The following is a 23430-nucleotide window of genomic DNA, read 5'->3' as shown; positions in this document are numbered from 1 at the left end:
GGTCGGCGCGGGCCATTTGTACCAAATTCAATTTTACGGCTAACAGCCCGTATTATTGCGCATGAAACAATCCCTTCTGGCCCGTTTAACCAGTCAGCCCGACGCGCTGAACCACTTACTGAGTGACCTTTCCACCGAACAACTGGCTCAGCGGCCCATTCCCGACAAATGGTCTGTTCAGGAAAATATCGCCCATCTGGGCCGTTACCAAGAAATTTTCCTGACCCGTATTCAACAGATAATTAGTGGCGATACGCCCGTGTTTCCCCGTTACGTAGCCGAAGAAGACCCCGGTTTTGCCGATTGGCTCGACCTGTCCTGGGCTGATCTGAGCGAGCGTTTTCTGGGCGAACGCGCTACCCTCAATGCGTTTCTGAGTATTCTCCACGAAGAACAGTTGGTTCAAACCGGCAGTCATCCGCTGTTTGGTTTTATGGGTGTTGAGGGCTGGACCGAATTTTTTCTGCTTCACGAAGCGCACCATTTTTTTACCATTCTGAAATTAGGCGGTTTGCTACGCGCGGCTGATCAGTTTGGGAGAAATTAACAGGGATGTCTATCTGCCCAGTTGCGGAATGGCAGTCTGATGGACGGATCATTCAGCTATCTATCCGAGTTAAACGTTGGCAAAGCAGGTGTTCATCAATCACTGATGAGCGCTGCTCTGGCAACGCCATGTAATTTATAATCTGGCAATGACGATCAGCACAATACCAGCAACGTAACAACCGCCCATGAGCCAGAGCCAGCGATTGGTAGCCGGCGGAGCACCGTCAAATTCCTTCCAGACAAACAGGCCATACAGTACGGCAACAATGGTTGCTCCCTGACTCAGGCCAAACGAGATGGCATTGCCAGCAGGCTGCGACGCCAGCAGCAACGCTCCCATACCAATGCCCCAGATGAGCCCTCCAGCTAGTCCGTACAGATGCTGACGAGTGCTGAGGTCTGTGTAATTCACATCGGCCGTCTCGTCTTCTTTTTCCTCGGGAATATAGCGACGTACTATCCCTTCGAGCAGCGGATTACTCAGGAGAAGCCCAATCGAAAACGCGACAAAGGCCGTCGAGGGTGTTAATGTACCTGCCGCAGGCTGGGCCAGGTCAGGAGCAAGCGTGCTGGTGATCATCCGAAAGAAAAATCCAGTCAGCAGCCCGGATAGCAGCACAATCACCACGCCACGTCTGTCGAATCCCTGGTCGTCGTCTTTGGCTTTGTAGGCTAGCCCACCGAAGACCATAGCCAGGATAACGACGGCCCCACCAGCCGCTAGCAGGCCGACTTTCCCTTCCGGTTCGGCAATGTAATTAACGACCAGGCCCAGCACCAGCGACAACCCCGTTCCTACGGGCATGGCGATGGCAATCCCGGCCAGTTGGATACCGGCAACCAGCAACCGGTTGCCGGTATTAAAAACAACGCCAGCGGCCAACGCCAGCAGCAGCCTGGACACATTGGCCTGAGTCAGATCGTCCAGAAAGGGCCGCCCTTCGTTTCCCAGGCTACCAACAGTGAATGCCAGGAGCAACGACATGAGCGCAATTCCGAAAATGTAGTCCCGATAGAAATGGGCGACTGGGGCATCGCGAGAAACCAGCTTCTGGGCATTTGACCAGCTTCCCCAGCAAAGCATGGCCAACAAGCAGGCCAGTACCGCCGGGAGGTATTCTTTGATAACCAGCATATCGTTTTTGATCAATACCAACCGTCCGATGAAGAGTCGGGCAGGATTATCTAATCCCTGGCCGGCACGAATAAAACATGATACGTACGGGATTGAGCGAGCAAGAAACCGATTAGTTAGCTACCGGAGTTGGATAACCGGTTTCCTGCCGGGCAGCATAGCATACTACGCCTGTAGATCCGGTGGTTTGGGACCGCGAAAGGCATCTTTTTTCTCGATCAGCGGCAGCTTGATGGGCCGTTTTTCCCGAGCCGACTGGTAGATGGCTTCCATAAGCCGCTGATCCTGCAACCCTTCTTCGCCAGTAGAATAAGGGGCTCTGTCCTGAATGAGGCAATCCGAAAAGTAATCCATCTCAGCGCCAAACTGATTTTTGGGCGTAATGCTTACGTTCTCCTGCCGAACAATCTCGCCATCGGCGCGGGAGGTCATCAGTTTTTGTCCTGTATAGGCGTAGGCGTTATCCAGTTCATACCACCCCTTTTCGGTCATGACCCGATACTTACGCGAATCGTGTACGTTGTAGTGCGTAGCACAGTTGGCAATGGTTCCACTCGGAAATTTCATCTGCCACGAACAGACTTCCTCTACTTCCTTGAACAGCGGATTCTCGGGATCACTGTAGACGTAGGCCATTACTTCGGTAGGCTCCTCGCCCAGCAGAAAGCGGGTTGTGTTGAGGCAGTACAGCCCAATATCCGGTAGAGCGCCCCCGCCCGCCAGCGCTTTGATATGACGCCAGTGTTTGGGGTTGGCCGACGACTGGCAGTTGAAAGCGTCCACAAACTTGGGTTTGCCAAACTCATTGGCCTGTACTTTTTCCCGGACGTAACGATTGAAGGGTTCGTAATGAATCCGGTAGGCAATCATCAGCTTTCGATCTGCCTTTTTGCAGGCCTCGATCATGGCCTGGCACTCAGCCGACGAATTGGCCATTGGCTTTTCGCACAGAATATGTTTACCCGCCTGTGCGCCCCGGATGGTGTACTCGGCGTGCATGGAGTTTGGCAGCACGATGTAAATAACCTGCACGTCCGGATTCTCCTTCAGTTTGTCGTAGGTCTCGTAACTATAACAGCTTTCGGGCTTCACACCGTACTGCTGCGCTACCCGTTTCATTTTCTCCGGACTTCCACTCACCAGAGCAGCAATCTTTGACTTTTTACAGGCAACCAAGGCTGGCAGAATTTCTTCCAGCGACAGGTGCCCCAGCCCGACAACGGCGTAGCCAATCCGCTGATCGGCCGGCAACGGGTTAGGCACGGGGGGGACTTCCGGTCAGCATCCGATTTCCAGGCTTCCAGCTCTATCGGCTTGGTAACGTCTTCAGGAACTTCGGCCGGGGGGGAATACGGGGGCGAGGTTGGCACCGACTGACCACCAGGTGCTTTGTAGGTGCCGGTCGTTGGCACCGGGTACGAAGGGGCCTGCCCGTTCGACTGGCAGGCCGCCGACAGGCCTCCTGCCATGCCTACTGCCATTATCCCCGCTGCCTGTAGAAACCCTTTGCGGCTGATTCGCTGGTCTGCATCGCCGAAGCGCTCAGGATCGGACGGGTTATTCATCGATTCGTTGAGTGACGCCATTCCTATAGCATGTTAGTTCACGGGTATAACCAGATTTGAAAATCCAGGTTTGTACATCCTTTGATCTTTCTGCTCCAATAAAGGCCTGACGCCGACGACCGAACAGCCAAAAGGCAGAAAAAGGCAGCCCAATACGTGAGTGGACTGCCTTTTGGTAACTGGCTTCAAACCGGACGCTGTTACATCAATACCCCCTGAAAAACTTCATCCAGCCGGGAAACGGGTTTGACCGTGATCGCAAACCCTTTTGTGTCCAGCCCTTTCAGATTGTATTTCGAGATGAAGATCTGCCGAAAACCGAGCTTCTCAGCCTCCGCAATCCGCGACTCAATCCGGCTGACAGCGCGTACCTCACCCCCCAGTCCAATTTCGGCCGCGAAGGCCACTGATGGCGGAATAGCAATGTCTTCGTAACTCGATACAATGGCCGCGCATACGGCCAGGTCAATAGCCGGGTCTTCGACTCGCAGGCCACCGGCAATGTTCAGGAAAACGTCCTGCTGCCCCAGTCGGAAACCACCCCGCTTTTCCAGGACGGCCAGCAGCATATTCAGCCGTTTGGCGTCGAAACCGGTGCTACTACGTTGCGGAGTACCGTACGTAGCGACACTTACCAGCGCCTGGGTTTCGATCATCAATGGTCGGTTGCCTTCCAGCATCGAGCCAATCGTAACGCCACTCAGGGCTTCGTCGCGCTGGGAGATCAGGATTTCTGACGGGTTGGTTACCTGCCGCAGTCCCGAGCCCAGCATTTCATAGATGCCCAGCTCGTCGGTACTGCCAAATCGGTTTTTGGTGGTCCGCAGAATTCGGTACGTTGTGTGCCGGTCGCCCTCAAAGGTCAGAACCGTATCCACCATGTGCTCGAGCACCTTCGGGCCCGCCAGCGAGCCTTCTTTCGTGATGTGTCCGATCATGAATACCGGCACACCGCTTTCTTTGGCATACCGCATAAACTCCGACGTGCACTCGCGTACCTGCGAGACGCTCCCCGCCCCCGATTCTACCAGCGACGACTGCATGGTCTGGATCGAGTCGATGATCAGGATTTCGGGGTCGAAGTGTTCGGCAACGCGGAAAATGTTCTGCGTCGACGTTTCGGTCATTACGTGGCAGTCACTGGTTGGAACCGTCAGGCGCTCAGCCCGCATCTTGATCTGTTGTTCGCTTTCCTCGCCCGACACGTAGAGTACCCGCAGGCCCGTCAGCGTCAGCGCAATCTGCAGCAGCAGGGTCGATTTACCAATACCCGGCTCTCCGCCAATCAGGACGAGCGAGCCCGGTACGATGCCTCCGCCTAGTACGCGATTCAGTTCATTGTCAATGGTCGGGATCCGGGGCTGTTCCTCATAGTCGATCGCGTGAATGGCTTTGGGCTTGGGGGCTATTTTGACTCCACCGGGGCCAGCCGACGGACTGCGCCAGCCGCCTTTTTCGGGTTCGTCCTTCTGAACGACCTCCTCGACCATTGTATTCCACTCGCCACAGGCGGGACAGCGGCCCATCCATTTGGCCGATTGCTGGCCACAGTTCTGACAGAAATAAGTTGTTTTTAGCTTGGCCATTCGGGGAAGATTCATGCCAATAAACCAGAAATCCGACCGGTGTTTAAACCCACGCTGAACAGCGTTGTCAAACCCGCGATTCGATGGAATTACGGCTAGTTAACTAACGCCGTTTGATCGAAATTAGTTGAGTTTCTGTATCCCTAAAGACGAATTGACGTTTACCTTTTAACTAATTTTCAGTAGAACCGACTTATGAAAAAATCCCTGCTTTTCGCGGCATTAACACTGCTTCCGGCTCTGTCCTTCGCCCAGTTTCAGATAGGTGTTAAAGGAGGAGTCAACCTCTCCCAGCTCAAATTTGGCAACTTTGTCAGCACCGGTACCAACGCCAACGGTTCCCCTACCGTAAGTGTTGACGGACAAACGTTCCGCAACAATATCAGTGATAGCTACGCCACTCGGACCGGTACGTCTTTCGGTATCTATACCCGCTTCGGCAAAAACCTGTTCATCCAGCCTGAATTACTCTATTCCAGCCGTTCGGGCGACTTTGGCATTGTTCGGAATGGACAAACCGAAACGGTTACGATCAAGACAAGAAGCTTCGATGTTCCGGTTCTGCTCGGTATCAAAGGTGGTCCAATCCGAATCGTCGCGGGTCCGGTCGTGTCATTCCGCATTGACGACAATCAACGGCTGGGTCAGGCGCTGAACCAATACACTAACGGAACACTGAACGATGCTTGGTCGAAGGCTTATTACGGCTACCAGATTGGGGGCGGGCTGGATATTGGTTCGCTGGGTCTGGATGTGCGTTACGAAGGCAATCTGTCGGACGTAGCTCAGATCGAAGGCAGCGGTGCCCGGTTCAGCCAGCGGATGCGCGGCTGGCAGGTTACCCTGGCCTACCGTATTTTCTAATTAATGCAACAAGTCAGATATAGCAAAGCGGCCAATTCTTTCCGGAATTGGCCGCTTTGCTATATCTAGCTTATCATTCCGGTTAGTTGTGGTTCCGGTGCCAGAACTGGGCGAATTGTTGAGAAATTGCTTTCATACGACGGCGTGAGATACCAACCTCTCTACCGTTGACCAGCACAACCTGCCGCTCCCGGTTAAGCGTTCCCGGCTGAACGTAGGCCAGGTTGACCATATATGACTTATGCGTGCGCAGAAACAGCGATTCGTCCATCATTTTTTCAAACTCCTTCAGCGTTTTGGATACCAGGTATCGCTTCTGATCCCGAGTATAGAGAAACGTGTAATTACCTTCTCCTTCCAGACAGACCACATCATCTGCCGAGATATAGATAGTCCGGTTTAGATAAGGCAGCGCAATACGGTGAGTTCCACGCTGGTAGGACAGGGGAAAACAGGGCGATACAGGCAAACCCGCGGGTAATACATTAGCTTTCATGAGAGTGGATTTTGGGGATTTAGCTTATTCTTGATTGGTTGGACAAAGCTACCTGATCGCCACTTACTCAAAAAAAACGGCCTGATTGACAAAGGCCGCCGTAAAGACACAACCTATTGTTAATCAGACCATTGCTACAGAGAACCTGTATATATTTGCGGGAATTCCCGTTAACTACTACGTAGAACTACGTGTTGCAGTACTGAGCTATAAAACGCAGTAGGACACCCGTATTTTCGACCTTAGTTTACTGTCAGAAGCCGGAAGTCCCGGATGCGATCCATAAACATCTGCGCCCGACGACGCGAAATTTTCACCTGCTGTCCGTCGATCAGCTCCAGCTCCCCTTCTTTTTTAACGAAGAATTTTCGGACAAATTCCAGGTTGACAATACAGGATTTGTGCACCCGCACAAACGCCTGACCGTCCAGCAGCGTTTCATATTCTTTCAACGTACGCGACACCAGCATTTTGGTGCCGTCCTTGAGAAAGAAGTTTGTGTAGTTACCAGAGCCTTCAAGGCGCACGATCTCATCTACTGAAACTGTCCGTTTACGGTCGTAAAAGGGGATTAACAGTTTCTGCATGCAAGCAGCATCGGCAGTTTTTTCCACACTTTTGTGGAACGGCATAGACACAGTGTCAAAGATAGAGTCGTTAGCGAATGCTTTCATAGTAACTGATGGTGATAATAGAAAAGACGTTATCTGTTTAGAAGTCAAGAACTTACTACACGTTTCTGGTACACAACTGGCCCTTTATCGTAAGTCCCTTTGGTCTATACGTCGCAAGAATCAGACCTACTTACGCTGAAGACTTCATATTATATTCGATACATATATAAATCGCTGAAGTTTAATAAGATATACCGTTTAATACACTTTTACCATCTTCAAGTTTGCCCTGAACCATCATCCATACTAAATACATTGTGGGGATAATTCACCTCAACTTGGGTACATTAATTCTCAAATCCGTTTCATGCAGGATGCTGCTCTGGTTTTGCCTACCTTTGTAGTGGCAGACAATCAACAGATGTAGTTTATGCTGGATAAAATAAAAGAGATATATCAGGAAATAGATCAATACAACGTAACGTCGAAGGAACAGCTTGAGCAGTTCCGCATGCGTTACATCAGTCGAAAAGGTGTTGTTACCGAACTGTTTGAAGGTCTGAAAAGTATTCCGACCGAAGACCGTCGAGCCGTTGGTCAGGAGCTGAATGGCCTAAAAAATCTGGCGCAGGCTCGTTTCGACGAATTTAACGCCCACGTTGAAGAACAGGCCAGCACCAACAGTGCCCCCCCGGTCGATTTAACCTTGCCAACGGTTCCAAACCTGACGGGCAATCAACACCCGTTAGTACTAGTGCGGCAGCAGATCATCCAGATTTTTGAACGGATTGGCTTCAACGTAGTCGATGGTCCCGAAATCGAAACGGACTGGTACAACTTCGGGGCGCTCAACTTCCCGGTAAATCACCCGGCCCGCGACATGCAGGATACGTTCTTCGTCGAGAAATCCAGTTCGGATTCGTCGGCTGACGTTCTGCTCCGGACGCACACCTCCAATGTGCAAACTCGACTGATGGAGCGGCAACGTAACGCGGCTCCCGGCACGTTCCAGCCCATCCGCTCGATTATGCCGGGCCGGGTCTATCGCAACGAAACCATTTCGGCGCGGGCTCACTGCATGTTCCATCAGGTTGAAGGTATTTACATTGACCGCAACGTTGGTTTCAAGGACCTGAAGGATACGCTCTACCATTTTGTGAAGGAAATGTTCGAGCCGGGCACGCAGATTCGTTTCCGGCCTTCCTATTTCCCATTTACAGAACCCAGCGCCGAGATCGATATTTCGTGCCAGATCTGTGGTGGTAAGGGCTGTAACATCTGTAAACAGTCAGGCTGGGTTGAGATTGCCGGTTCGGGCATGGTCGATCCACAAGTGCTGATTAACTGCGGCATCGACCCGGAAGAATACACCGGCTTCGCCTTTGGGATGGGTATCGAACGCATTACCCAGCTCAAGTTCGTCGTCAACGATCTGCGTCTCTACACCGAAAACGACGTCCGCTTCCTCCGGCAGTTTGAGGGAGTATAAGTAATTTCGAATGTGTGAATGAGCGAATGAGTGAATAGCTGCCGCAGGCTTTTTTTATTCACTCATTAGCTCATTCACAATTCACTCATTGTTTTATGTCTCCTATTCGTCTTTCTGATTTAGCGTTTACGCTCGAAGCGGTTCTGGATCAGGCGTTTGGTCAGAAAGCCGTCTGGGTTATTGCTGAAACCAGTGATATCAAGAATTATCCCGACCGAGGGTACTGCTTTCTGACGCTGGTTGAACGCGAAACTGGTACGCCTGCCGCCGGTACGGTAGCCAAGATGGAAGCGTGTATCTGGCGTCGGAATTACCACACGATCCGCGATTTCGAGCAGGCAACCGGCGTGGCCTTCGCCCGGAACATTCAGCTGCTGTTGCAGGTTTCGGTTAGCTTTAGCCCGGTGTATGGCCTTCGGCTCGAAATTCTCAAAATCGACCCTTCCTATACCCTAGGAAATCTGGAACGCGAGCGCCAGGCGGTGCTGGATACATTGGTTCGGGAGCATCCCGATCTGGTGTGGCTGGAGGCCGAGCAGTACATCACGGCGAACCAACTCCTGGCTCGTCCAGCCGTGCTACAGCGAGTGGCATTGATTACAGCACCAAATTCCGACGGCTGGCGGGATTTCCGGCACGAACTAACGCAAAACACCTTTGGCTACGATTTCGTGATCGACGAATACCTGACGCAGGTGCAGGGGCAGGGCGCCGAGCGGGCTATCTGCGCTCAACTGGACCGCATTCAGACAAGTGGTGTGCCTTACGATGCCGTCGTTATGGTACGGGGTGGAGGTTCGCAACTCGATTTTGGTTCCTTTGATACGTATCAGCTGGGACTGGCGGTCGCCGGTTTTCCGTTGCCGGTTCTGGCCGGAATCGGTCATGAGCGCAATGTGAGCATTACCGACATGCTCTGCCACCAGAGCGTGAAGACGCCGACCAAAGCGGCCGCCTTTCTGATTGACCACAATCGCCAGTTTGAAGAAAACTGTTTGTACCTGCGCGACCGGCTGACGAACATCACCCGTGACGCCATCCAGCTTACCCGTGAGCAGTTGGACGCCGAAACGGAACGCCTTCGTTTTGTCATGCACAATTACCTCCGGAATCGTCATACAGATCTGACCGAGAAAGCCGTTACGCTCCGTCACCTCGATCCGGCCAATGTCTTGAAAAGAGGGTATGCCCTCCTGCTTCGTAAGGGACGTATTGTAACGAGCGTTACCGATGTTAAACCAGGAGACGCGTTACAGATCCAGTTACGCGATGGTTTACTTGATACCCGGACAGAGTAAGCACGCATTAGTAATGCCTACCTGCTTTTTTGTTAGTTTCACAGAAACGTAACTTGACTATCTATGGCTAATCAGAAAATGACTTATCAGGACGCGTATGATCAGCTTTCAACGCTGATCTATGAAATTGAAAATGAAGAGGTTCCTTTAGACGAGCTTCCGGCTAAAATTCGATTGGCTACAGAGCTCATTACGTTCTGTCAGGAACGTTTACGATCCGTTGAAACCGAGTATCAGGACATTATTGAACGAATTCCACGCCGATAACAGGGTAATTTATACGTAGAGCATAGGTAACCTTTGCCAAACCTTGTCTAATTTTAAGGCCAGAGTGTGTTTGTGCTTTTCGTTGTGCTGTATGATAAAAACACGCCTTTGTGCCTGATCGAGCTTTCTTTTTATGACTTTGTTTTCCACGTTAACTACTACATTAAATCCGGAGGTTGTTACACGTATTGCGAATTACGTCGATGAGCCCGTCGAAAAAACGCAGAAAGCCGTCGACGGTTTAGTTTATACCCTGGTTGGTGGTTTGATGAAACGAACCACGACTGAAATTGGTGTCAATCAACTGTTTAATCATATCCAGAAAGGCCGTTACGACGGTACCCTGACCGACAACTTACCCACTGTTCTTCGCGATCCGAATCAGACGAATGCGTTGATTACACAGGGGAACGACGTAATTAGCCACCTGCTGCCTGCCATGAAGAGTTCGATCGGCAGTATGATTTCGGGCTATGCGGGGATTCGTAACTCATCCGCCATTTCATTACTAGGGTTGATTACGCCCATTGTTCTGCATACGCTGGGCAAACAGGTGAAAGAACGGAAACTCGACGCCGACGGCTTAGCCTCTTCGCTCTTTTCCGAGCGCGACGCCTTTGTCAACGCTGTTCCGGAGGAACTGATGCCCCGGCTGATCGAGAAATTAGGTCTTCACCAGGTAGTAGCGGGGTCTGCTGCCCCCGCCCGTCGGACGCTGGTTGAAACCACTACGCCATCCGGTCAGGTACGTCAGTCGGAAACGGTTACACGCCAACCCATCAATTATGACCTGAACAATGATGCCACTGAAGATACCAGCGTTCTGGCTAAGTGGGGTGTGGGCATTCTGCTGGCGCTGGCTGTAGCTGCCGGCGGTTATTATATTTACCAGAATACGCGGCAGTACGACGATAAAACCATTGCCGGAACATCCGAAAGTACATCCCTGGCTGATACGGTCATGACGGATACGGTTACCCGTTCGCTGGCCGTTCCGCAGGCTCCAGCATCAACCACGCCAGCTTCGGCAGCGCCCACGGCAACAACAGCCACTACTACGCCAGCCAGTATCCCTGGCGTTGCGGGAGCCTCCCCAACAACAGGTCTGCTGTCGCAGCAACTGACGCCTTACCTCACGAATCCGGCCCTTCCCAAAGGTCGGGTTTTTGCGCTGCCCGGCCTGACCTTTACGCCAGGTTCATTATCCCTGACACCCAGCGCCCAACCCGTTGTGAATGAACTGGCGACCCTACTGAAGGCATATCCGGCGTTGCAGATTCAGCTCATTGGTTACGCGAACGACGCAGCGGGGTACGGCATGACCAACAAAGCCCTGTCGTTCAAACGGGTAAACCAGGTTAAGCAGCAGCTCATGGCCGCGGGCATCAACTTCGTCCGTATCGACGCGATCGGGCGGGGTACAGGCGTCAGCCGTCGCGACACTTCAGGCGTCCCCAAACCCACCCTCCGCAAAATTGACATGAAGGTGGTGGTGAAATAAAAGGAGGAAAGGGAAAAGGGGGAGGAAGAAACAAGGAATCGGATTCGTATAGTATTCCTTTCCTCCATTCTCCCTTGTCTCCTTCTTCCCTCCCATAAACATCTTCCGTTACCTTGGGTTGATTATACATACACCTCAATAGTCACCCACTATGATAGCAGAAGTTGGAAAGACAGCCCTGATTACGGGGGCATCGAGCGGCATCGGCCGTGAACTGGCAACACTTTTTGCCAAAGACGGATACAATCTGGTACTGGTTGCCCGGAGCGAAGATAAACTGACTGAGCTGGCCGAGCAGGTCAAACAGGTATATGGTACGTCGATGGTTACGGTCATCGAGAAAGATTTATCAGCACCCGAAGCTCCACAGGAAATTTACGACGAAGTCATCAGCAAGAATATCACCGTCAACACGTTGGTTAACAACGCCGGTTTTGGCGAGTACGGCGTCTTTGCAACGGAAACGGACATCCAGAAAGAACTAAGCGTTATTCAGGTTAACGTCACGTCGCTGGTCCACCTGACCAAGCTTTTCCTGAAAGATATGGTCGCCCGGAACGAGGGTAAAATCCTGATGCTCGGATCCATCGTGTCGATCATGCCTAATCCGTTGATGGCCGTTTACGGGGCTACCAAGTCCTTCATCTATTCATTCTCGGAATCATTGCGTAACGAAATCAACGATACTGATGTCAGCATTACAGTATTGATGCCACCGGCTACGGATACGGATTTCTTTAACAAAGCCGGAGCGATGAATACGGTGGCTCAGGAAATGGCTCGCTCGAATAGCCCCGCCGACGTAGCCAAGGAAGGCTATGAGGCTCTTATGAATGGAAAAGACAAAGCCATCGCTGGTTTCACCACAAAACTTCAGGCAGCGGCCTCCCGCGTACTTCCCAATACCGTTGTCAGTCAGGCGACGCGCGCCCAAATGAAAGACAAGAACGAAGCGGATCAGCAGCTAAACCGAAAAGCGCTCGCGCTTGGTATCGGCATTGCCGCCGTTGCTATTGCCGGCATCGCCGTTATAACACTCTACAACAACGCCGGTACGTATCAGCGGCTGAAATACCGCTACAAAGCCAAGAAACTGGCTGGTTCGGCTAAGGATACACTTAAATCGGCCAGCGACTCAATCACCGATACGGTGAAAAACGCGACGGATACAGCCCGGAAAGCTGTGGCATAGCCGATCGATCAACACAGCCTGAACTGAACGCGGTCCTGCTGAGTGGCAGGACCGCATTTAGTTATAGAAGCGTTCGTTATTCTCAGCCCGGAAATTTCTCGAACACCTTCGCAACGGCCTGTCCAAACTGGACGGGAGTAACTTCTTTTTTGCGACTCAGTACGCTAGACACTGCTACGTCCCAGATTACTGCTTCCCGCTGGGTATCGACTACCTTAATCTGAACGGTTCCTTCATCGTACGTACCCACCGGAACCTCCTGACTCTGCCAGCGGTAGCGTCGCTGACCCGTATAGCCGGGCGCTTCGTAGATGGTTGTTGAACGGGTTTGCGTCTTTTCGTCCACTGCCGCCCCAACATTTATTAGTAGATCCGGATTATTACGGGTTTGCTGGTAGCCACGCTGGGTTAGCTCAGCGGTTACAGCCTGTTTTACATTGGTGACTGCCGCCTGGTACGCTGTGTAAGGCGTTGCCTCAATCCGATTTGTATCAGCAAAAGCAAACGTCTGGTACGCTTTCCAGGACGCCGACTGATCCAGTTGGTTCCGGGTAATTCGATACGATGAGCATCCCCACAAAACACTCAGTATCAGTCCGGCAATTATCATGATCTGTTTCATTCATTACGTATAAGAGTTCTATCAATAAAACAAACAATGAACTCATTACGTGCGATTTACCCGTCTCAACCGGCCATTTTTCTGCCCGTTTGGCTGAACAACTTGTGGTGGGAGTAGTTCAATCACTTACTCACAAATCACGAAACGTTATGAATGTAGGAACCGGAAAAACAGCCCTGATCACGGGCGCCTCCAGTGGAATTGGCCAGGAACTTGCCAAACTTTTCGCCCAGGACGGCTATAACCTGGTGCTGGTGGGGCGTAGCGACGAGATGCTGGATCGACTGGCCGAAGTCTTTACGAGCAACTACGCTACCCAGCAGATTACGGTCATAAAAAAAGACCTGTCGGAAGAAGATGCTGCCCAGGATGTGTACGATCAGGTCAAAGCCAAAGACATCTCTGTTGATGTGCTGGTGAACGATGCCGGTGTTGGACTTTATGGCCTTTTCGCTACCGACACTGACTGGGAGCGCGAAAAGTCGATGATTCACCTGAACGTGCTGGCGCTCACGCAGCTCACCAAGCTGTTCCTGTACGACATGCTGGCCCGCAACGAAGGAAAAATTCTGAATCTGGCCTCCCTCCTGTCGATCACGCCGACACCACTCATGGCCGTTTACGCCGGAACGAAAGCTTACGTCTACAACTTTACGCAGTCGCTGGCCAACGAACTGAAAGGCACGAACGTAACGATTACGGCCTTGCTGCCTAACGCTACGGATACAGACTTCTTCCACAAAGCCAACGCAGAAGATACCAAAGTAACCGACGAACTCCAGGACCCTGTCATGGTAGCCAAAGCGGGCTACGAAGCCCTGATGGCCGGCAAACCCAAAGTAGTACCGGGCGGACTCAAGAACAAGTCGTACGAAGTAATGGCGTACGTAGCTCCCCAGGAAGCACTGGCTTCATTGATGCGGGAGAAAATGTCACCTAAACCCGACGAGAGTGAGAAATCTTCATCACTCCCCTGGGCAGTTGGGATTGGCGTAGCTGTGCTGGCGGGCATCGCCCTCGGCGTAGCCTATTCCAACAGCAGCCCGGTTGACCGCATGCGCTACCGGGTGAAAGCAAGAGCGGCCGGAAACTCCGTTACGGATACGGTTTCGTCGGTTATTGACTCGCTGCTGAGTGCGTATCATGACTTCAAGGGCGACGCGACGCGGGCCAAAGCAGATGTAGAAGAAGAGGCTCTAGCGATTTAATCGACGTATTTTTTTCTATTCCCATGAAAAATCAATCATTCTGGCGCGTGGCAACGGCTGTTGTTGCCGCTGGTAGCATTCTTTACACCACCCTGTCGAGTCGGCGGTCGCGGCAGAAAGGTCAGGCAATGCAGATGGCCGAATCGGAAGCCGAATTTGACGTACCAGCCGAGTACCAGCGTGTGTTCGATAAGAACCTCATTGTACCAGCGGGCTGGGCGTTTGGTGTGGTCTGGTCAACGATTTACTCGGGTCTGGGCGCACTATCAATCCACCAGGCCCTGCCGTCGCAGGAAGCAAACCCACGTTATCAGAAAGCGCTGCCCTGGTGGCTGGCTAGTTGGGCACTGAACGCTACGTTTGGGCGCTTTTTCTCGCAGGACGACGCCCGAAGCGTGGTTATTTCCGACCTGACTACGAAGCTCAATCTACCGGCTGCGCTGGCGCTTCACCAAAGTCTGGAAATTGGGAAAACTGATGTACCAGGGCCTGAAAAGTACTTACGCATTCCGGTCAGTCTGTATGCAGGCTGGCTGACAGCGGCCACGGTTGTCGGTACGCCCGATACGTTGCTGACGCTGGGTTTGTGGGAACGTAACGAAGAACGGGACGTTCCGCTGGCTGCGGGTATTCTGGGGGCAACGGCTGCGGCTGGTTACGTCATTGCTCGTCGTCTGAATGACCCCTGGTATATGCTGCCATTCGTCGCTGGCTTTGGTGGTATCGCCACCCGCCAGTGGAATCGGTATCCGGTTGTTGGCTGGACAGCCGCCGGGCTGGCAGCTGCTTATGCCGGACTGCTGGCCTACTGGCTACCCAAAGGCAAGTTTCATGAGCCAAAAACTATCGTGGTTCACGAGGCTGAGTTGCTGGCTGGCCCGATCGAAACAGACCAGCGCCGGCAGGCTGAAATTGCCCGCGAACGGATGACGCCCATCGAAGCCGAAAGCCTGGACTAAAAACAAAGCCGCCTTGTGAAAGCAGGGCGGCTTTTTCATACTTACTGGGTCAACACGCTATGAGGCCACCAGCAATTTTTGTCATTTTGACTTATTCTTAACCAAAAAAGCGGCAAATTCAGCCAAAATGGCACAAGAAAAGGTGCGGTACGCGATTTGTTTGTAGATAGGTAACCAACTAAAATCCTTACCGTGTCAAACGGTTGACCTACACAATCATGAACGTTAATAATTATACCATAAAAGCTCAGGAAACGATTCAGAAGGCGGCTGAGATTGCCCAGGGTAATCAGCAGCAACTGATCGAGACGGGTCACGTACTGAAAGCTATTCTGGATGAAGACCCAAATACTATTGGATTTCTTGCCCGCAAAGTCGGCGCAGAGCCTACTCAACTGACCATGGCCCTCGATGCCATTATTGCCGGATACCCTAAAGCGGCTACCAGCAACAGCGACGGATCGAATATTTACCTGGGCAATGATCTGAACGCTGCGTTGCAACGCGCCAGCGGCTATACGAAAGAATTCAACGACCAATACGTCAGCGTTGAGCTGATGCTGCTTGGTCTGGCCAGCGGTAAGGACGCCACGGCTACGTTATTAAAAGACGTAGGCATGACCGAAAAACCGCTGAAACAAGCCATTAAAGAGCTGCGGGGAGGCAGCAATTCGGTGACGGATCAGAATGCAGAAGCAAAATATCGCTCGCTCGACCGGTACAGCATCAACCTGAACGAGCGCGCCCTCAAGGGCAAGATAGACCCGGTCATTGGCCGCGACGAAGAAATCCGACGCGTACTCCAGATCCTGAGTCGGCGCACAAAAAACAACCCGATCCTGCTCGGGGAGCCTGGCGTTGGTAAAACTGCCATCGTCGAAGGTCTTGCCCAGCGGATCGTATCGGGCGACGTACCAGAGAACCTGAAAAGCAAGACGATTGTCTCGCTCGACATGGGGTTGCTTATTGCCGGTGCCAAGTATAAAGGTGAATTCGAAGAGCGTCTGAAAGCAGTCATTAAAGAAGTGACCGACTCGAACGGCGAAATTATTCTCTTCATCGACGAGATTCATACGCTGGTGGGTGCGGGCGCCGGTGGCGAAGGAGCCATGGATGCCGCTAACCTGCTGAAACCAGCGCTATCGCGCGGTGAGTTGCACACCATTGGTGCTACCACGCTGAAGGAATACCAGAAATACATCGAGAAAGATAAAGCCCTCGAACGTCGGTTCCAGGCCGTTGTGGTCGATGAGCCAGACATGGCCGATGCTATCTCGATTCTGCGTGGCATTAAGGAGAAATACGAACTCCACCACGGTGTACGCATCAAAGACGATGCTGTGATTGCCGCCGTTGAACTATCGACCCGGTACATTACGGATCGTTTTCTGCCCGATAAAGCCATTGACCTCATGGACGAAGCTGCGGCTAAACTCCGGCTGGAAATGGACTCCGTACCCGAAGAGCTTGACGAGCTGAACCGGCGTATCATGCAGCTGGAAATTGAGCGGGAAGCCATTCGGCGGGAAGATAACAAGGATAAAGAAACGTTGCTCAATAAACAGATTGCCGATCTGAACGAGCAACGTAGCAGCCTTCAGGCCAAGTGGGAAACCGAAAAATTATCGGTCAACGAAAGCCGGACGCTGAAAGAGCAACTGGATCAGCTACGTTTCGAAGCCGAGCAGGCCGAACGGGCCGGTGACTACGGTAAGGTAGCCGAAATCCGCTACGGTCGGATTCCGGAAGCCGAAGCCCGGCTGGCCGAACTGGTCAAGAGCGAGAAAGACGATACCACCACCGATCGGATGATGCAGGAAGAGGTGACGTCGGAAGACATTGCCGAAGTCGTAGCGAAGTGGACGGGCATTCCGGTTAACCGGATGCTGCAGAGCGAACGCGAGAAACTGCTGAATCTGGAAGCCGAGCTTGGTAAACGCGTAGCGGGTCAGGCCGAAGCCATCGAAGTTGTTTCGGACGCGGTACGTCGGAGTCGGGCTGGTATGCAGGACCCCAAACGCCCGATTGGCTCGTTCATCTTCCTCGGCACCACGGGGGTTGGTAAGACCGAAGTGGCCCGGACGCTGGCCGAATACCTGTTCAACGATGAGAACGCCATGGTGCGGATCGATATGTCGGAGTACCAGGAACGCCACGCCGTCAGCCGGCTGGTGGGTGCCCCTCCGGGCTACGTGGGTTACGACGAAGGCGGTCAGCTGACCGAAGCCGTACGCCGGAAACCGTATTCGGTAGTCCTGCTGGATGAGATCGAAAAAGCGCACCCGGACGTCTGGAACATTCTGCTACAGGTGCTCGACGAAGGTCGTCTGACTGACAACAAAGGTCGGGTGGCGAACTTCAAGAACACGATCATCATCATGACCTCCAACATCGGCAGCAGCCTGATTCAGGCCAAGTTTGGCGAGGATGAAGGCTGGAACCACGAGTTGGTGCGGGAAGAAGCCCGACGGGATGTTATGGAACTGCTGAAGCAGACAATCCGTCCTGAGTTCCTGAACCGGATCGATGAGATTGTAATGTTTGACCCGCTGACGCAGCAGAACATTCGCAAGATTGTCGACATTCAGTTCCGCGAAATCCGGCACCGGCTGGCCGAGAACGGTATTCAGCTTGACGCCACGGACGAAGCGCTGGACAAAATCGGGGAAGAAGGTTTCGATCCAACCTTTGGGGCTCGTCCGCTGAAACGGGTGTTGCAACGCCGGGTGCTCAACGCCCTGTCGAAAGCGATCCTGTCGGGCGAAGTCAAACGCGATTCGGTTGTCCTGATGGAGCTGAACAGCGATGGCGAAATCGCCTTCAGCAACCTCGACGCGGAGATTGAACTAGACTAGTCAATAGGCTATCACCAATAAGCAAAACGGCCCGGCAACTTCATGAAGTTGCCGGGCCGTTTTGCTTATTGGGCAATTTATGTACCCTCTTCCATTTAGTATTTGTCATGCTGACGCAGGAAGCATCTTCGGATGGTGCTGTAGCGAAGATGCTTCCTGCGTCAGCATGACAAATACCGTTTAATGTGCCTTTCTTTACTGGCGTTTTTATCTCAGTGGATGTAGATATTCAATTCCACAACTGGTTAGCCGCGGTTAGGATGATCGGCTCCTTATCGGTGACCACAATCGTGTGTTCATGCTGCACGGCAAAACTGTCTTTGGCAATTAACGTCCAGCCATCCCCTTTCTCGTGGGCATAGGTGGCTTTGGTCGACAGAAAGGTTTCAATGGCCACCACCGAGTTTTTTCGGAAACGGGTCTTGTTGGAGCGATCGTAGTAGCACAGAATCTCGTGTGGTTCTTCGTGCAGGCTGCGACCAATGCCGTGTCCGGCCAGGTTCTTGATTACCCGATAGCCCGAACGTCTGGCTTCTGTTTCGATCAAGCGGCCAATTTCAGCAATCTGCACTCCTCCCCGGATATGGCTGATGGCTTTCGCCAGAATGCGCTTCGAGGCTTCGACCAGGGCACCCTGCTGATGAATATCTTTCCCTAAAATGAAAGAACCACCATTGTCAGACCAATAGCCGCCCAGCTCGGCCGATACGTCGATATTGACCAGATCGCCTTCCAGGAGAATCCGTCTGGTTGAAGGAATACCGTGACAGGCTTCATCATTCACGCTGATACAGGTCCAGCCCGGAAAGTCATACGCGAGTTTAGGCGCTGACCGTGCCCCCTGCTGTTCGAGCAAGTGCCGACCATATTGATCCAACTCGAATGTCGACATGCCTGGTTTAGCGTATTGCTGCATTAGTTTCAGCGTTGAGCCAACAACCTGGCTGATCCGCTGCATACCTATCAATTCTTCCTCCGATTTTAGTGACATACGTGTATGATTTTGCTTTCCTGGTCAACCGTTACGTTGAGTCAATACAAAAGCGTTTGACGAATAATAATTCCACAATGATATACTCTTCTCTCTTATTGAGCCAGACCTCCCCCTTACAAGATCACCTTTTGTACAACTCCGGAGCGGATTTTAAATGGGGTGATTTGCGCTGGTGCCAGTAGGGATAAACGGGCTCCCGGTCGCTGGCAGCATCCAGGCGTTTGATCTGCTCCGTCGACAGGTTCCAGCCGACCGCGCCCAGGTTCTGCTCCATTTGTTCTTCGTTGCGGGCGCCGATGATTACGTTACATACCGTAGGCCGTTGCAGGACCCAGTTCAGGGCCACCTGCGCGACTGTCTTGCCGATTTCCTCCGCTAGCTCGTCCAGTACGTCGATGATGCCGTACCAGTAGTCTTCCGGAATAGCGGGTCCCTCTCCCCCACCCTGGGCAATGCGGCTATCGCTGGGCATCGGATTCTCCCGACGGTATTTCCCACCCAGCCGGCCAGCCGACAGGGGGCTCCACACCATCGTGCCAACGCCCTGATCGATTCCCAGCGGCATCAGCTCCCATTCGAACTCGCGGCTCAGCAGCGAATAATACACCTGATGCACTACGTACTTTGCCCAGCCGTAGCGTTCGGATGCGGACAGGGATTTCATGAGGTGCCAGCCCGAGAAATTCGAGCAGCCGATGTAACGAACCTTACCGCTTTTCACCAGATCATCCAGCGCGCTCAGCGTTTCGTCAACCGGTGTTCGGGCGTCGAAACCGTGCATGTGATAGATGTCAATGTAGTCGGTTTTTAACCGGCGCAGACTATCCTCGCAGGCTTTGACCAGATGCCAGCGCGACGACCCGAAATCGTTGGGACCGTCGCCCATTTTAAAGGTGGCCTTAGTCGAAATGAGTGCCTTATCCCGACGACCGGCTAGTGCCTGCCCCAGGATCTCTTCGGACATTCCCCGCGAGTAGACATTGGCGGTATCAAAGAGCGTCAGTCCCGCATCCAGGCAGCGGCTCACCATACGGGAAGCTTCGTCGACCTGGGTGCTTCCCCAGGCCTTGAAGAAATCTGAGCCACCACCAAAGGTAGCCGTCCCAAAACTCAGGATAGGCACCTGTAAACCGGAGTTACCTAGTTGTCTGTATTCCATATCGTTTTCGTTTCCTGTATAACTTCCCTTCTGGATGTTGGTTAGCCTCATTAACTAATGTTCTTCCTTATTCAGCCCCACTCTTGTAGGGGTTCGCGTAGACAAAGTCGCCTTACTACCTATTAACCTCTTTTACTCTAAATCCCCTAAGGGGGGCTTGTTCTCAATCCGGGCAAAGTCTCCTTCAGGGAGTTTAGGAATGAACAAGCATTTTTTCAAAGCACTCAGACTATACTACTCAAAGAACTATAAGGGTAGCTCCAGGTCAGATCACCAACGGTTTTCTGCGCTCAACCAACCAGTAAAATTTGCTGACTACGTTCTTCCCCGTTTGTCTACGTGGTCGGGTTCTATGAAAAAAATAGCCATTCTTCTCTTCGTCTTACTCCAAAGTCAACTACTGGCCCAGTCTCCTTTTACCAATGGCCGTCTGAAGGTATCTGACAATAAGCGCTATCTGGTCCACCAGGACGGGACACCCTTCTTCTGGCTGGGCGACACCGCCTGGGAGCTGTTTCACCGACTGAACCGGGAGGAAGCGGATCTGTACCTGAAGAAACGAGCCGAACAGGGCTTTACAGTCGTACAGGCCGTGGCGCTGGCGGAATTGGACGGGCTGACCGAGACCAACCCCTATGGCGACGTACCGCTCCAGACCAACGATCCGACCAAACCAAACGAGGCTTATTTTAAACACGTTGATTTCATCATTGACAAAGCGGCTCAGTACGGAATCGTGATTGCGTTTCTGCCTACCTGGGGCGACAAGTTGTTCAAAAATACCTGGGGAAAAGGGCCGGAAATTTTCACACCCGATAACGCCCTGGTGTACGGCCGCTACGTTGGTTCCCGCTATAAAAACCGGGAAAACATCATCTGGGTGCTGGGTGGCGACCGGAATCCGCGCGAAGGCTCACAGGACCTGGCAGTCTGGCGCGCTATGGCCAGGGGAATTCAGGAGGGGGTTGGCGGAGCCGACAAGGCGTTGATGTCGTACCATTCACAGCCGAACGGGATGGCCGGTGGTTCGTCGACCTGGTTCCACAACGACAGTTGGTTCGACTTCAACATTCACCAGAACGGTCACTGTCGCTTTACGCCCGTGTACGACTACATCAGCGTCTCGTACAACCGCCAGCCGACCAAACCTACCATGGACGCCGAACCCATCTACGAAGATCATCCGGTCTGTTTTAATGCGGGAGATTTGGGCATCTCCAACGCGTATGACGTACGGATCTACGCCTATCTGGATCTGTTTGCGGGGGCACATGGGCATACGTATGGCTGTCACGATATCTGGCAGATGTACAGCGCCAAGCGTCCGGCCGTTAACAACCCGCACACCTATTGGTACGATGCTCTGGAATTTCCCGGTGCCCGTCAGATGGCTTACGTCCGCAAACTGATAACCGCCCGCCCGCTCCTCGACCGTGTTCCCGACCAGTCGCTGGTTGTTGAAAACAACCTGGGGCCTGCCGAGCGCATCCAGGCCACGCGGGGAAACGATTATGCATTTATTTACAGCACAGTAGGAAAACCGTTTACGGTAAACCCCGGTAAAATTTCGGGCAGGTCGGTTACGGCCACCTGGTTCGACCCCCGAACGGGCAAAACACAGCCGGCAGGAACCTTCGACAATCAGCAGCCAAAGCAGTTTTCACCCCCGTCGAAAGGGTACGGTCAGGACTGGGTACTGGTACTCGACGATGCCGACAAAAATTATCCGGCCTTTTAATCTGAATCACCGATTTACCCGTTTTGTCTGCAGAAAAACCTACGTTTGCAATCGCCAGGCTCCTGCCTGGCGAACGTAGACCCAAAGCAAACGAGCCCGAATGCAGGACAGAGACTGGACCTCCCATGCCTTAACGCTAATCGAAGCGGATTATCAGCGGTCGGCCGACACGCACCTGGTGCCCCTCCAACTGCGGGCGTTTCCCCACGTCGATCTGTATTTCAAAGACGAGTCCACCCACCCCTCGGGGAGCCTGAAGCATCGGCTGGCCCGTTCGCTCTTTCTGTACGCGCTCTGCAACGGCTGGATTCAAAAAGGCAAAACGGTAGTTGAAGCCTCCAGCGGATCCACGGCCGTATCCGAAGCGTATTTCGCCAAACTGATTGGCGTACCGTTCGTTGCCGTCATGCCCCAGTCTACCAGCCAGGACAAGATAAAAGCGATTGAGTTTTACGGCGGAAAATGCCACTACGTAACACACCCGTCGGAAGTGTACGAAGCCGCCCGGCAGGTGGCGCAGCAAACGGGAGGACACTACATCGATCAGTTTACTTACGCCGAACGCGCTACCGACTGGCGGGGTAACAACAACATTGCCGAGTCCATTTTTCGGCAGATGCAGAAAGAGAAATACCCGATCCCGAGCTGGATTGTCAGCAGTGCAGGAACCGGTGGTACGTCGGCAACCATCAGTCGCTACATCCGCTTCATGTACCACGCCACCCAGGTCTGCGTAGTCGACCCCGAATTTTCGGTCTTTTACGATTGCTGGAAAACCAACGATTTCAGTTTGCGCAGCGAGTACGCATCCCGCATTGAAGGCATTGGCCGTCCGCAGGTAGAGCCTTCGTTCATTCCGAGCATCATTGACCGGATGGAGAAGATCCCCGATGCGCAAAGTATTGCCGCCATGAATATCCTGTCCGACCTGCTGAACCGGCCGGTTGGCCCTTCCACCGGAACTAATTTTTACGGTGCGCTCCTGCTGGCCAATGAAATGAAACAGAATGGCGAAAAAGGCTCCATCGTTACGTTGATCTGTGACTCAGGACTACGGTATCTCAATACGTATTACAGCGCCCTTTGGCTCGACGAGAAAAAGTTACTAAACGCCGTTCAGGCCGAGGAGCAGACCTTGAAACGAATATTGTTTTAGGGAAATTTCCGATCAGACGCTCCCCGGCAGAAGGTACTTGTGGGATAAGACAGAAGACCGATCGATTAGCCCCTGCTGAATCTACTCTGTGTTCAAGTACTTTACTGAACTCGTCCATACCACAGACGAAGCAGCGGAGTAGGTACCCTCTATTAGATCTCAGTAAACGCGCGTAGACGGGTT

The 23430-nt window shown here is 52.7% G+C and carries 21 protein-coding genes; 12 read left to right on the top strand and 9 right to left on the bottom strand.

The window, feature by feature from the left end:
• Positions 1-61 precede the first annotated feature (61 nt).
• Entirely contained in the window at positions 62-547 is a 486-nt protein-coding gene (locus HU175_RS10355; protein WP_176566523.1) for a DinB family protein, read from the top strand.
• A gap of 135 nt (positions 548-682) precedes the next feature.
• Here HU175_RS10355 and HU175_RS10350 read toward each other — a convergent pair whose 3' ends face one another.
• From HU175_RS10350 to radA, 4 genes are all read right to left on the bottom strand, one after another.
• Positions 683-1684: a GRP family sugar transporter gene (locus tag HU175_RS10350; RefSeq protein WP_176566522.1), complete on the bottom strand. Its 1002-nt coding sequence runs from the start codon at positions 1682-1684 to the stop codon at positions 683-685.
• A 165-nt stretch (positions 1685-1849) separates the two neighbouring features.
• Positions 1850-2860 (bottom strand): Gfo/Idh/MocA family oxidoreductase, encoded by a 1011-nt coding sequence (locus HU175_RS10345; protein WP_317167810.1) that lies wholly within the window; start codon positions 2858-2860, stop codon positions 1850-1852.
• Positions 2821-3270: a hypothetical protein gene (locus HU175_RS25020; protein WP_317167802.1), complete on the bottom strand. Its 450-nt coding sequence runs from the start codon at positions 3268-3270 to the stop codon at positions 2821-2823. Before HU175_RS25020 ends, HU175_RS10345 begins: the two co-directional genes overlap by 40 nt.
• Before the next feature lie 179 nt (positions 3271-3449).
• Positions 3450-4835 carry a DNA repair protein RadA gene (gene radA / locus HU175_RS10340; RefSeq protein WP_176569183.1) on the bottom strand — a complete coding sequence of 462 codons (1386 nt, stop codon included), beginning with the start codon at positions 4833-4835 and terminating at the stop codon, positions 3450-3452.
• Positions 4836-5030: 195 nt separating this feature from the next.
• Between radA and HU175_RS10335 the strand changes: the two genes are divergently transcribed.
• Positions 5031-5699, top strand: a complete 669-nt coding sequence (locus tag HU175_RS10335) for a porin family protein (RefSeq protein WP_176566521.1) — start codon at positions 5031-5033, stop codon at positions 5697-5699.
• Positions 5700-5781: 82 nt separating this feature from the next.
• On the opposite strand, the gene HU175_RS10330 is transcribed toward HU175_RS10335, so the two are convergent.
• The gene (locus HU175_RS10330; protein ID WP_176566520.1) at positions 5782-6195 is read right to left on the bottom strand and encodes a LytR/AlgR family response regulator transcription factor; all 414 of its coding nucleotides are present in this window, start codon (positions 6193-6195) and stop codon (positions 5782-5784) included.
• 242 nt (positions 6196-6437) lie between these two features.
• On the bottom strand, positions 6438-6869 hold the full coding sequence (locus HU175_RS10325; RefSeq protein WP_176566519.1) for a LytR/AlgR family response regulator transcription factor: 432 nt from the start codon (positions 6867-6869) through the stop codon (positions 6438-6440).
• 370 nt (positions 6870-7239) lie between these two features.
• Here HU175_RS10325 and pheS point away from each other — a divergent pair, with 370 nt between their 5' ends.
• From pheS to HU175_RS10300, 5 genes are all read left to right on the top strand, one after another.
• Entirely contained in the window at positions 7240-8298 is a 1059-nt protein-coding gene (gene pheS / locus HU175_RS10320) for a phenylalanine--tRNA ligase subunit alpha (RefSeq protein WP_176566518.1), read from the top strand.
• A gap of 95 nt (positions 8299-8393) precedes the next feature.
• Positions 8394-9596, top strand: a complete 1203-nt coding sequence (locus HU175_RS10315) for an exodeoxyribonuclease VII large subunit (protein ID WP_176566517.1) — start codon at positions 8394-8396, stop codon at positions 9594-9596.
• 63 nt (positions 9597-9659) lie between these two features.
• Positions 9660-9863 carry an exodeoxyribonuclease VII small subunit gene (gene xseB / locus HU175_RS10310; protein WP_228724389.1) on the top strand — a complete coding sequence of 68 codons (204 nt, stop codon included), beginning with the start codon at positions 9660-9662 and terminating at the stop codon, positions 9861-9863.
• A gap of 133 nt (positions 9864-9996) precedes the next feature.
• On the top strand, positions 9997-11364 hold the full coding sequence (locus tag HU175_RS10305; RefSeq protein WP_176566516.1) for an OmpA family protein: 1368 nt from the start codon (positions 9997-9999) through the stop codon (positions 11362-11364).
• 151 nt (positions 11365-11515) lie between these two features.
• On the top strand, positions 11516-12556 hold the full coding sequence (locus HU175_RS10300; RefSeq protein ID WP_176566515.1) for an SDR family NAD(P)-dependent oxidoreductase: 1041 nt from the start codon (positions 11516-11518) through the stop codon (positions 12554-12556).
• An 82-nt stretch (positions 12557-12638) separates the two neighbouring features.
• Here HU175_RS10300 and HU175_RS10295 read toward each other — a convergent pair whose 3' ends face one another.
• Positions 12639-13178, bottom strand: coding sequence for a DUF4136 domain-containing protein (locus HU175_RS10295; RefSeq protein WP_176566514.1), 540 nt, complete (start codon positions 13176-13178; stop codon positions 12639-12641).
• 149 nt (positions 13179-13327) lie between these two features.
• Here HU175_RS10295 and HU175_RS10290 point away from each other — a divergent pair, with 149 nt between their 5' ends.
• The 3 genes from HU175_RS10290 to clpB all read left to right on the top strand — a co-directional run bounded on the left by HU175_RS10290 (position 13328) and on the right by clpB (position 18200).
• Positions 13328-14386, top strand: coding sequence for an SDR family NAD(P)-dependent oxidoreductase (locus HU175_RS10290; RefSeq protein WP_176566513.1), 1059 nt, complete (start codon positions 13328-13330; stop codon positions 14384-14386).
• Between the two features lie 23 nt (positions 14387-14409).
• On the top strand, positions 14410-15345 hold the full coding sequence (locus HU175_RS10285; protein ID WP_176566512.1) for a TspO/MBR family protein: 936 nt from the start codon (positions 14410-14412) through the stop codon (positions 15343-15345).
• Positions 15346-15563: 218 nt separating this feature from the next.
• Complete coding sequence (gene clpB, locus HU175_RS10280; protein ID WP_176566511.1) at positions 15564-18200, top strand: ATP-dependent chaperone ClpB; 2637 nt, start codon at positions 15564-15566, stop codon at positions 18198-18200.
• Between the two features lie 229 nt (positions 18201-18429).
• Here the strand turns inward: clpB and map are convergent, their stop codons facing one another.
• Together map and HU175_RS10270 are read right to left on the bottom strand one after the other, a co-directional pair.
• Positions 18430-19191: a type I methionyl aminopeptidase gene (gene map / locus HU175_RS10275; protein ID WP_176566510.1), complete on the bottom strand. Its 762-nt coding sequence runs from the start codon at positions 19189-19191 to the stop codon at positions 18430-18432.
• Between the two features lie 124 nt (positions 19192-19315).
• A complete protein-coding gene (locus HU175_RS10270; RefSeq protein WP_176566509.1) occupies positions 19316-20353 on the bottom strand; it encodes an aldo/keto reductase in 1038 nt (345 codons plus the stop codon).
• Positions 20354-20705: 352 nt separating this feature from the next.
• On the opposite strand from HU175_RS10270, the gene HU175_RS10265 reads away from it, so the two are divergent.
• On the top strand, positions 20706-22091 hold the full coding sequence (locus HU175_RS10265; RefSeq protein WP_176566508.1) for a glycoside hydrolase family 140 protein: 1386 nt from the start codon (positions 20706-20708) through the stop codon (positions 22089-22091).
• 100 nt (positions 22092-22191) lie between these two features.
• Complete coding sequence (locus tag HU175_RS10260; RefSeq protein ID WP_176566507.1) at positions 22192-23247, top strand: PLP-dependent cysteine synthase family protein; 1056 nt, start codon at positions 22192-22194, stop codon at positions 23245-23247.
• Positions 23248-23430 lie beyond the last annotated feature (183 nt).

Source organism: Spirosoma sp. KUDC1026 (assembly GCF_013375035.1).
GTDB lineage: Bacteria > Bacteroidota > Bacteroidia > Cytophagales > Spirosomataceae > Spirosoma.
This window is presented reverse-complemented; position numbering and strand designations above follow the sequence as displayed.

Excerpts from the sequence above, each read along its gene's own strand:
- HU175_RS10355 (WP_176566523.1), top strand. The coding sequence starts at position 62 with ATGAAACAATCCCTTCTGGCCCGTTTAACCAGTCAGCCCGACGCGCTG.
- HU175_RS10350 (WP_176566522.1), bottom strand. The coding sequence starts at position 1,684 with ATGCTGGTTATCAAAGAATACCTCCCGGCGGTACTGGCCTGCTTGTTG.
- HU175_RS25020 (WP_317167802.1), bottom strand. The coding sequence starts at position 3,270 with ATGGCGTCACTCAACGAATCGATGAATAACCCGTCCGATCCTGAGCGC.
- radA (WP_176569183.1), bottom strand. The coding sequence starts at position 4,835 with ATGGCCAAGCTAAAAACAACTTATTTCTGTCAGAACTGTGGCCAGCAA.
- HU175_RS10335 (WP_176566521.1), top strand. The coding sequence starts at position 5,031 with ATGAAAAAATCCCTGCTTTTCGCGGCATTAACACTGCTTCCGGCTCTG.
- HU175_RS10330 (WP_176566520.1), bottom strand. The coding sequence starts at position 6,195 with ATGAAAGCTAATGTATTACCCGCGGGTTTGCCTGTATCGCCCTGTTTT.
- HU175_RS10325 (WP_176566519.1), bottom strand. The coding sequence starts at position 6,869 with ATGAAAGCATTCGCTAACGACTCTATCTTTGACACTGTGTCTATGCCG.
- pheS (WP_176566518.1), top strand. The coding sequence starts at position 7,240 with ATGCTGGATAAAATAAAAGAGATATATCAGGAAATAGATCAATACAAC.
- HU175_RS10315 (WP_176566517.1), top strand. The coding sequence starts at position 8,394 with ATGTCTCCTATTCGTCTTTCTGATTTAGCGTTTACGCTCGAAGCGGTT.
- xseB (WP_228724389.1), top strand. The coding sequence starts at position 9,660 with ATGGCTAATCAGAAAATGACTTATCAGGACGCGTATGATCAGCTTTCA.
- HU175_RS10305 (WP_176566516.1), top strand. The coding sequence starts at position 9,997 with ATGACTTTGTTTTCCACGTTAACTACTACATTAAATCCGGAGGTTGTT.
- HU175_RS10300 (WP_176566515.1), top strand. The coding sequence starts at position 11,516 with ATGATAGCAGAAGTTGGAAAGACAGCCCTGATTACGGGGGCATCGAGC.
- HU175_RS10295 (WP_176566514.1), bottom strand. The coding sequence starts at position 13,178 with ATGAAACAGATCATGATAATTGCCGGACTGATACTGAGTGTTTTGTGG.
- HU175_RS10290 (WP_176566513.1), top strand. The coding sequence starts at position 13,328 with ATGAATGTAGGAACCGGAAAAACAGCCCTGATCACGGGCGCCTCCAGT.
- HU175_RS10285 (WP_176566512.1), top strand. The coding sequence starts at position 14,410 with ATGAAAAATCAATCATTCTGGCGCGTGGCAACGGCTGTTGTTGCCGCT.
- clpB (WP_176566511.1), top strand. The coding sequence starts at position 15,564 with ATGAACGTTAATAATTATACCATAAAAGCTCAGGAAACGATTCAGAAG.
- map (WP_176566510.1), bottom strand. The coding sequence starts at position 19,191 with ATGTCACTAAAATCGGAGGAAGAATTGATAGGTATGCAGCGGATCAGC.
- HU175_RS10270 (WP_176566509.1), bottom strand. The coding sequence starts at position 20,353 with ATGGAATACAGACAACTAGGTAACTCCGGTTTACAGGTGCCTATCCTG.
- HU175_RS10265 (WP_176566508.1), top strand. The coding sequence starts at position 20,706 with ATGAAAAAAATAGCCATTCTTCTCTTCGTCTTACTCCAAAGTCAACTA.
- HU175_RS10260 (WP_176566507.1), top strand. The coding sequence starts at position 22,192 with ATGCAGGACAGAGACTGGACCTCCCATGCCTTAACGCTAATCGAAGCG.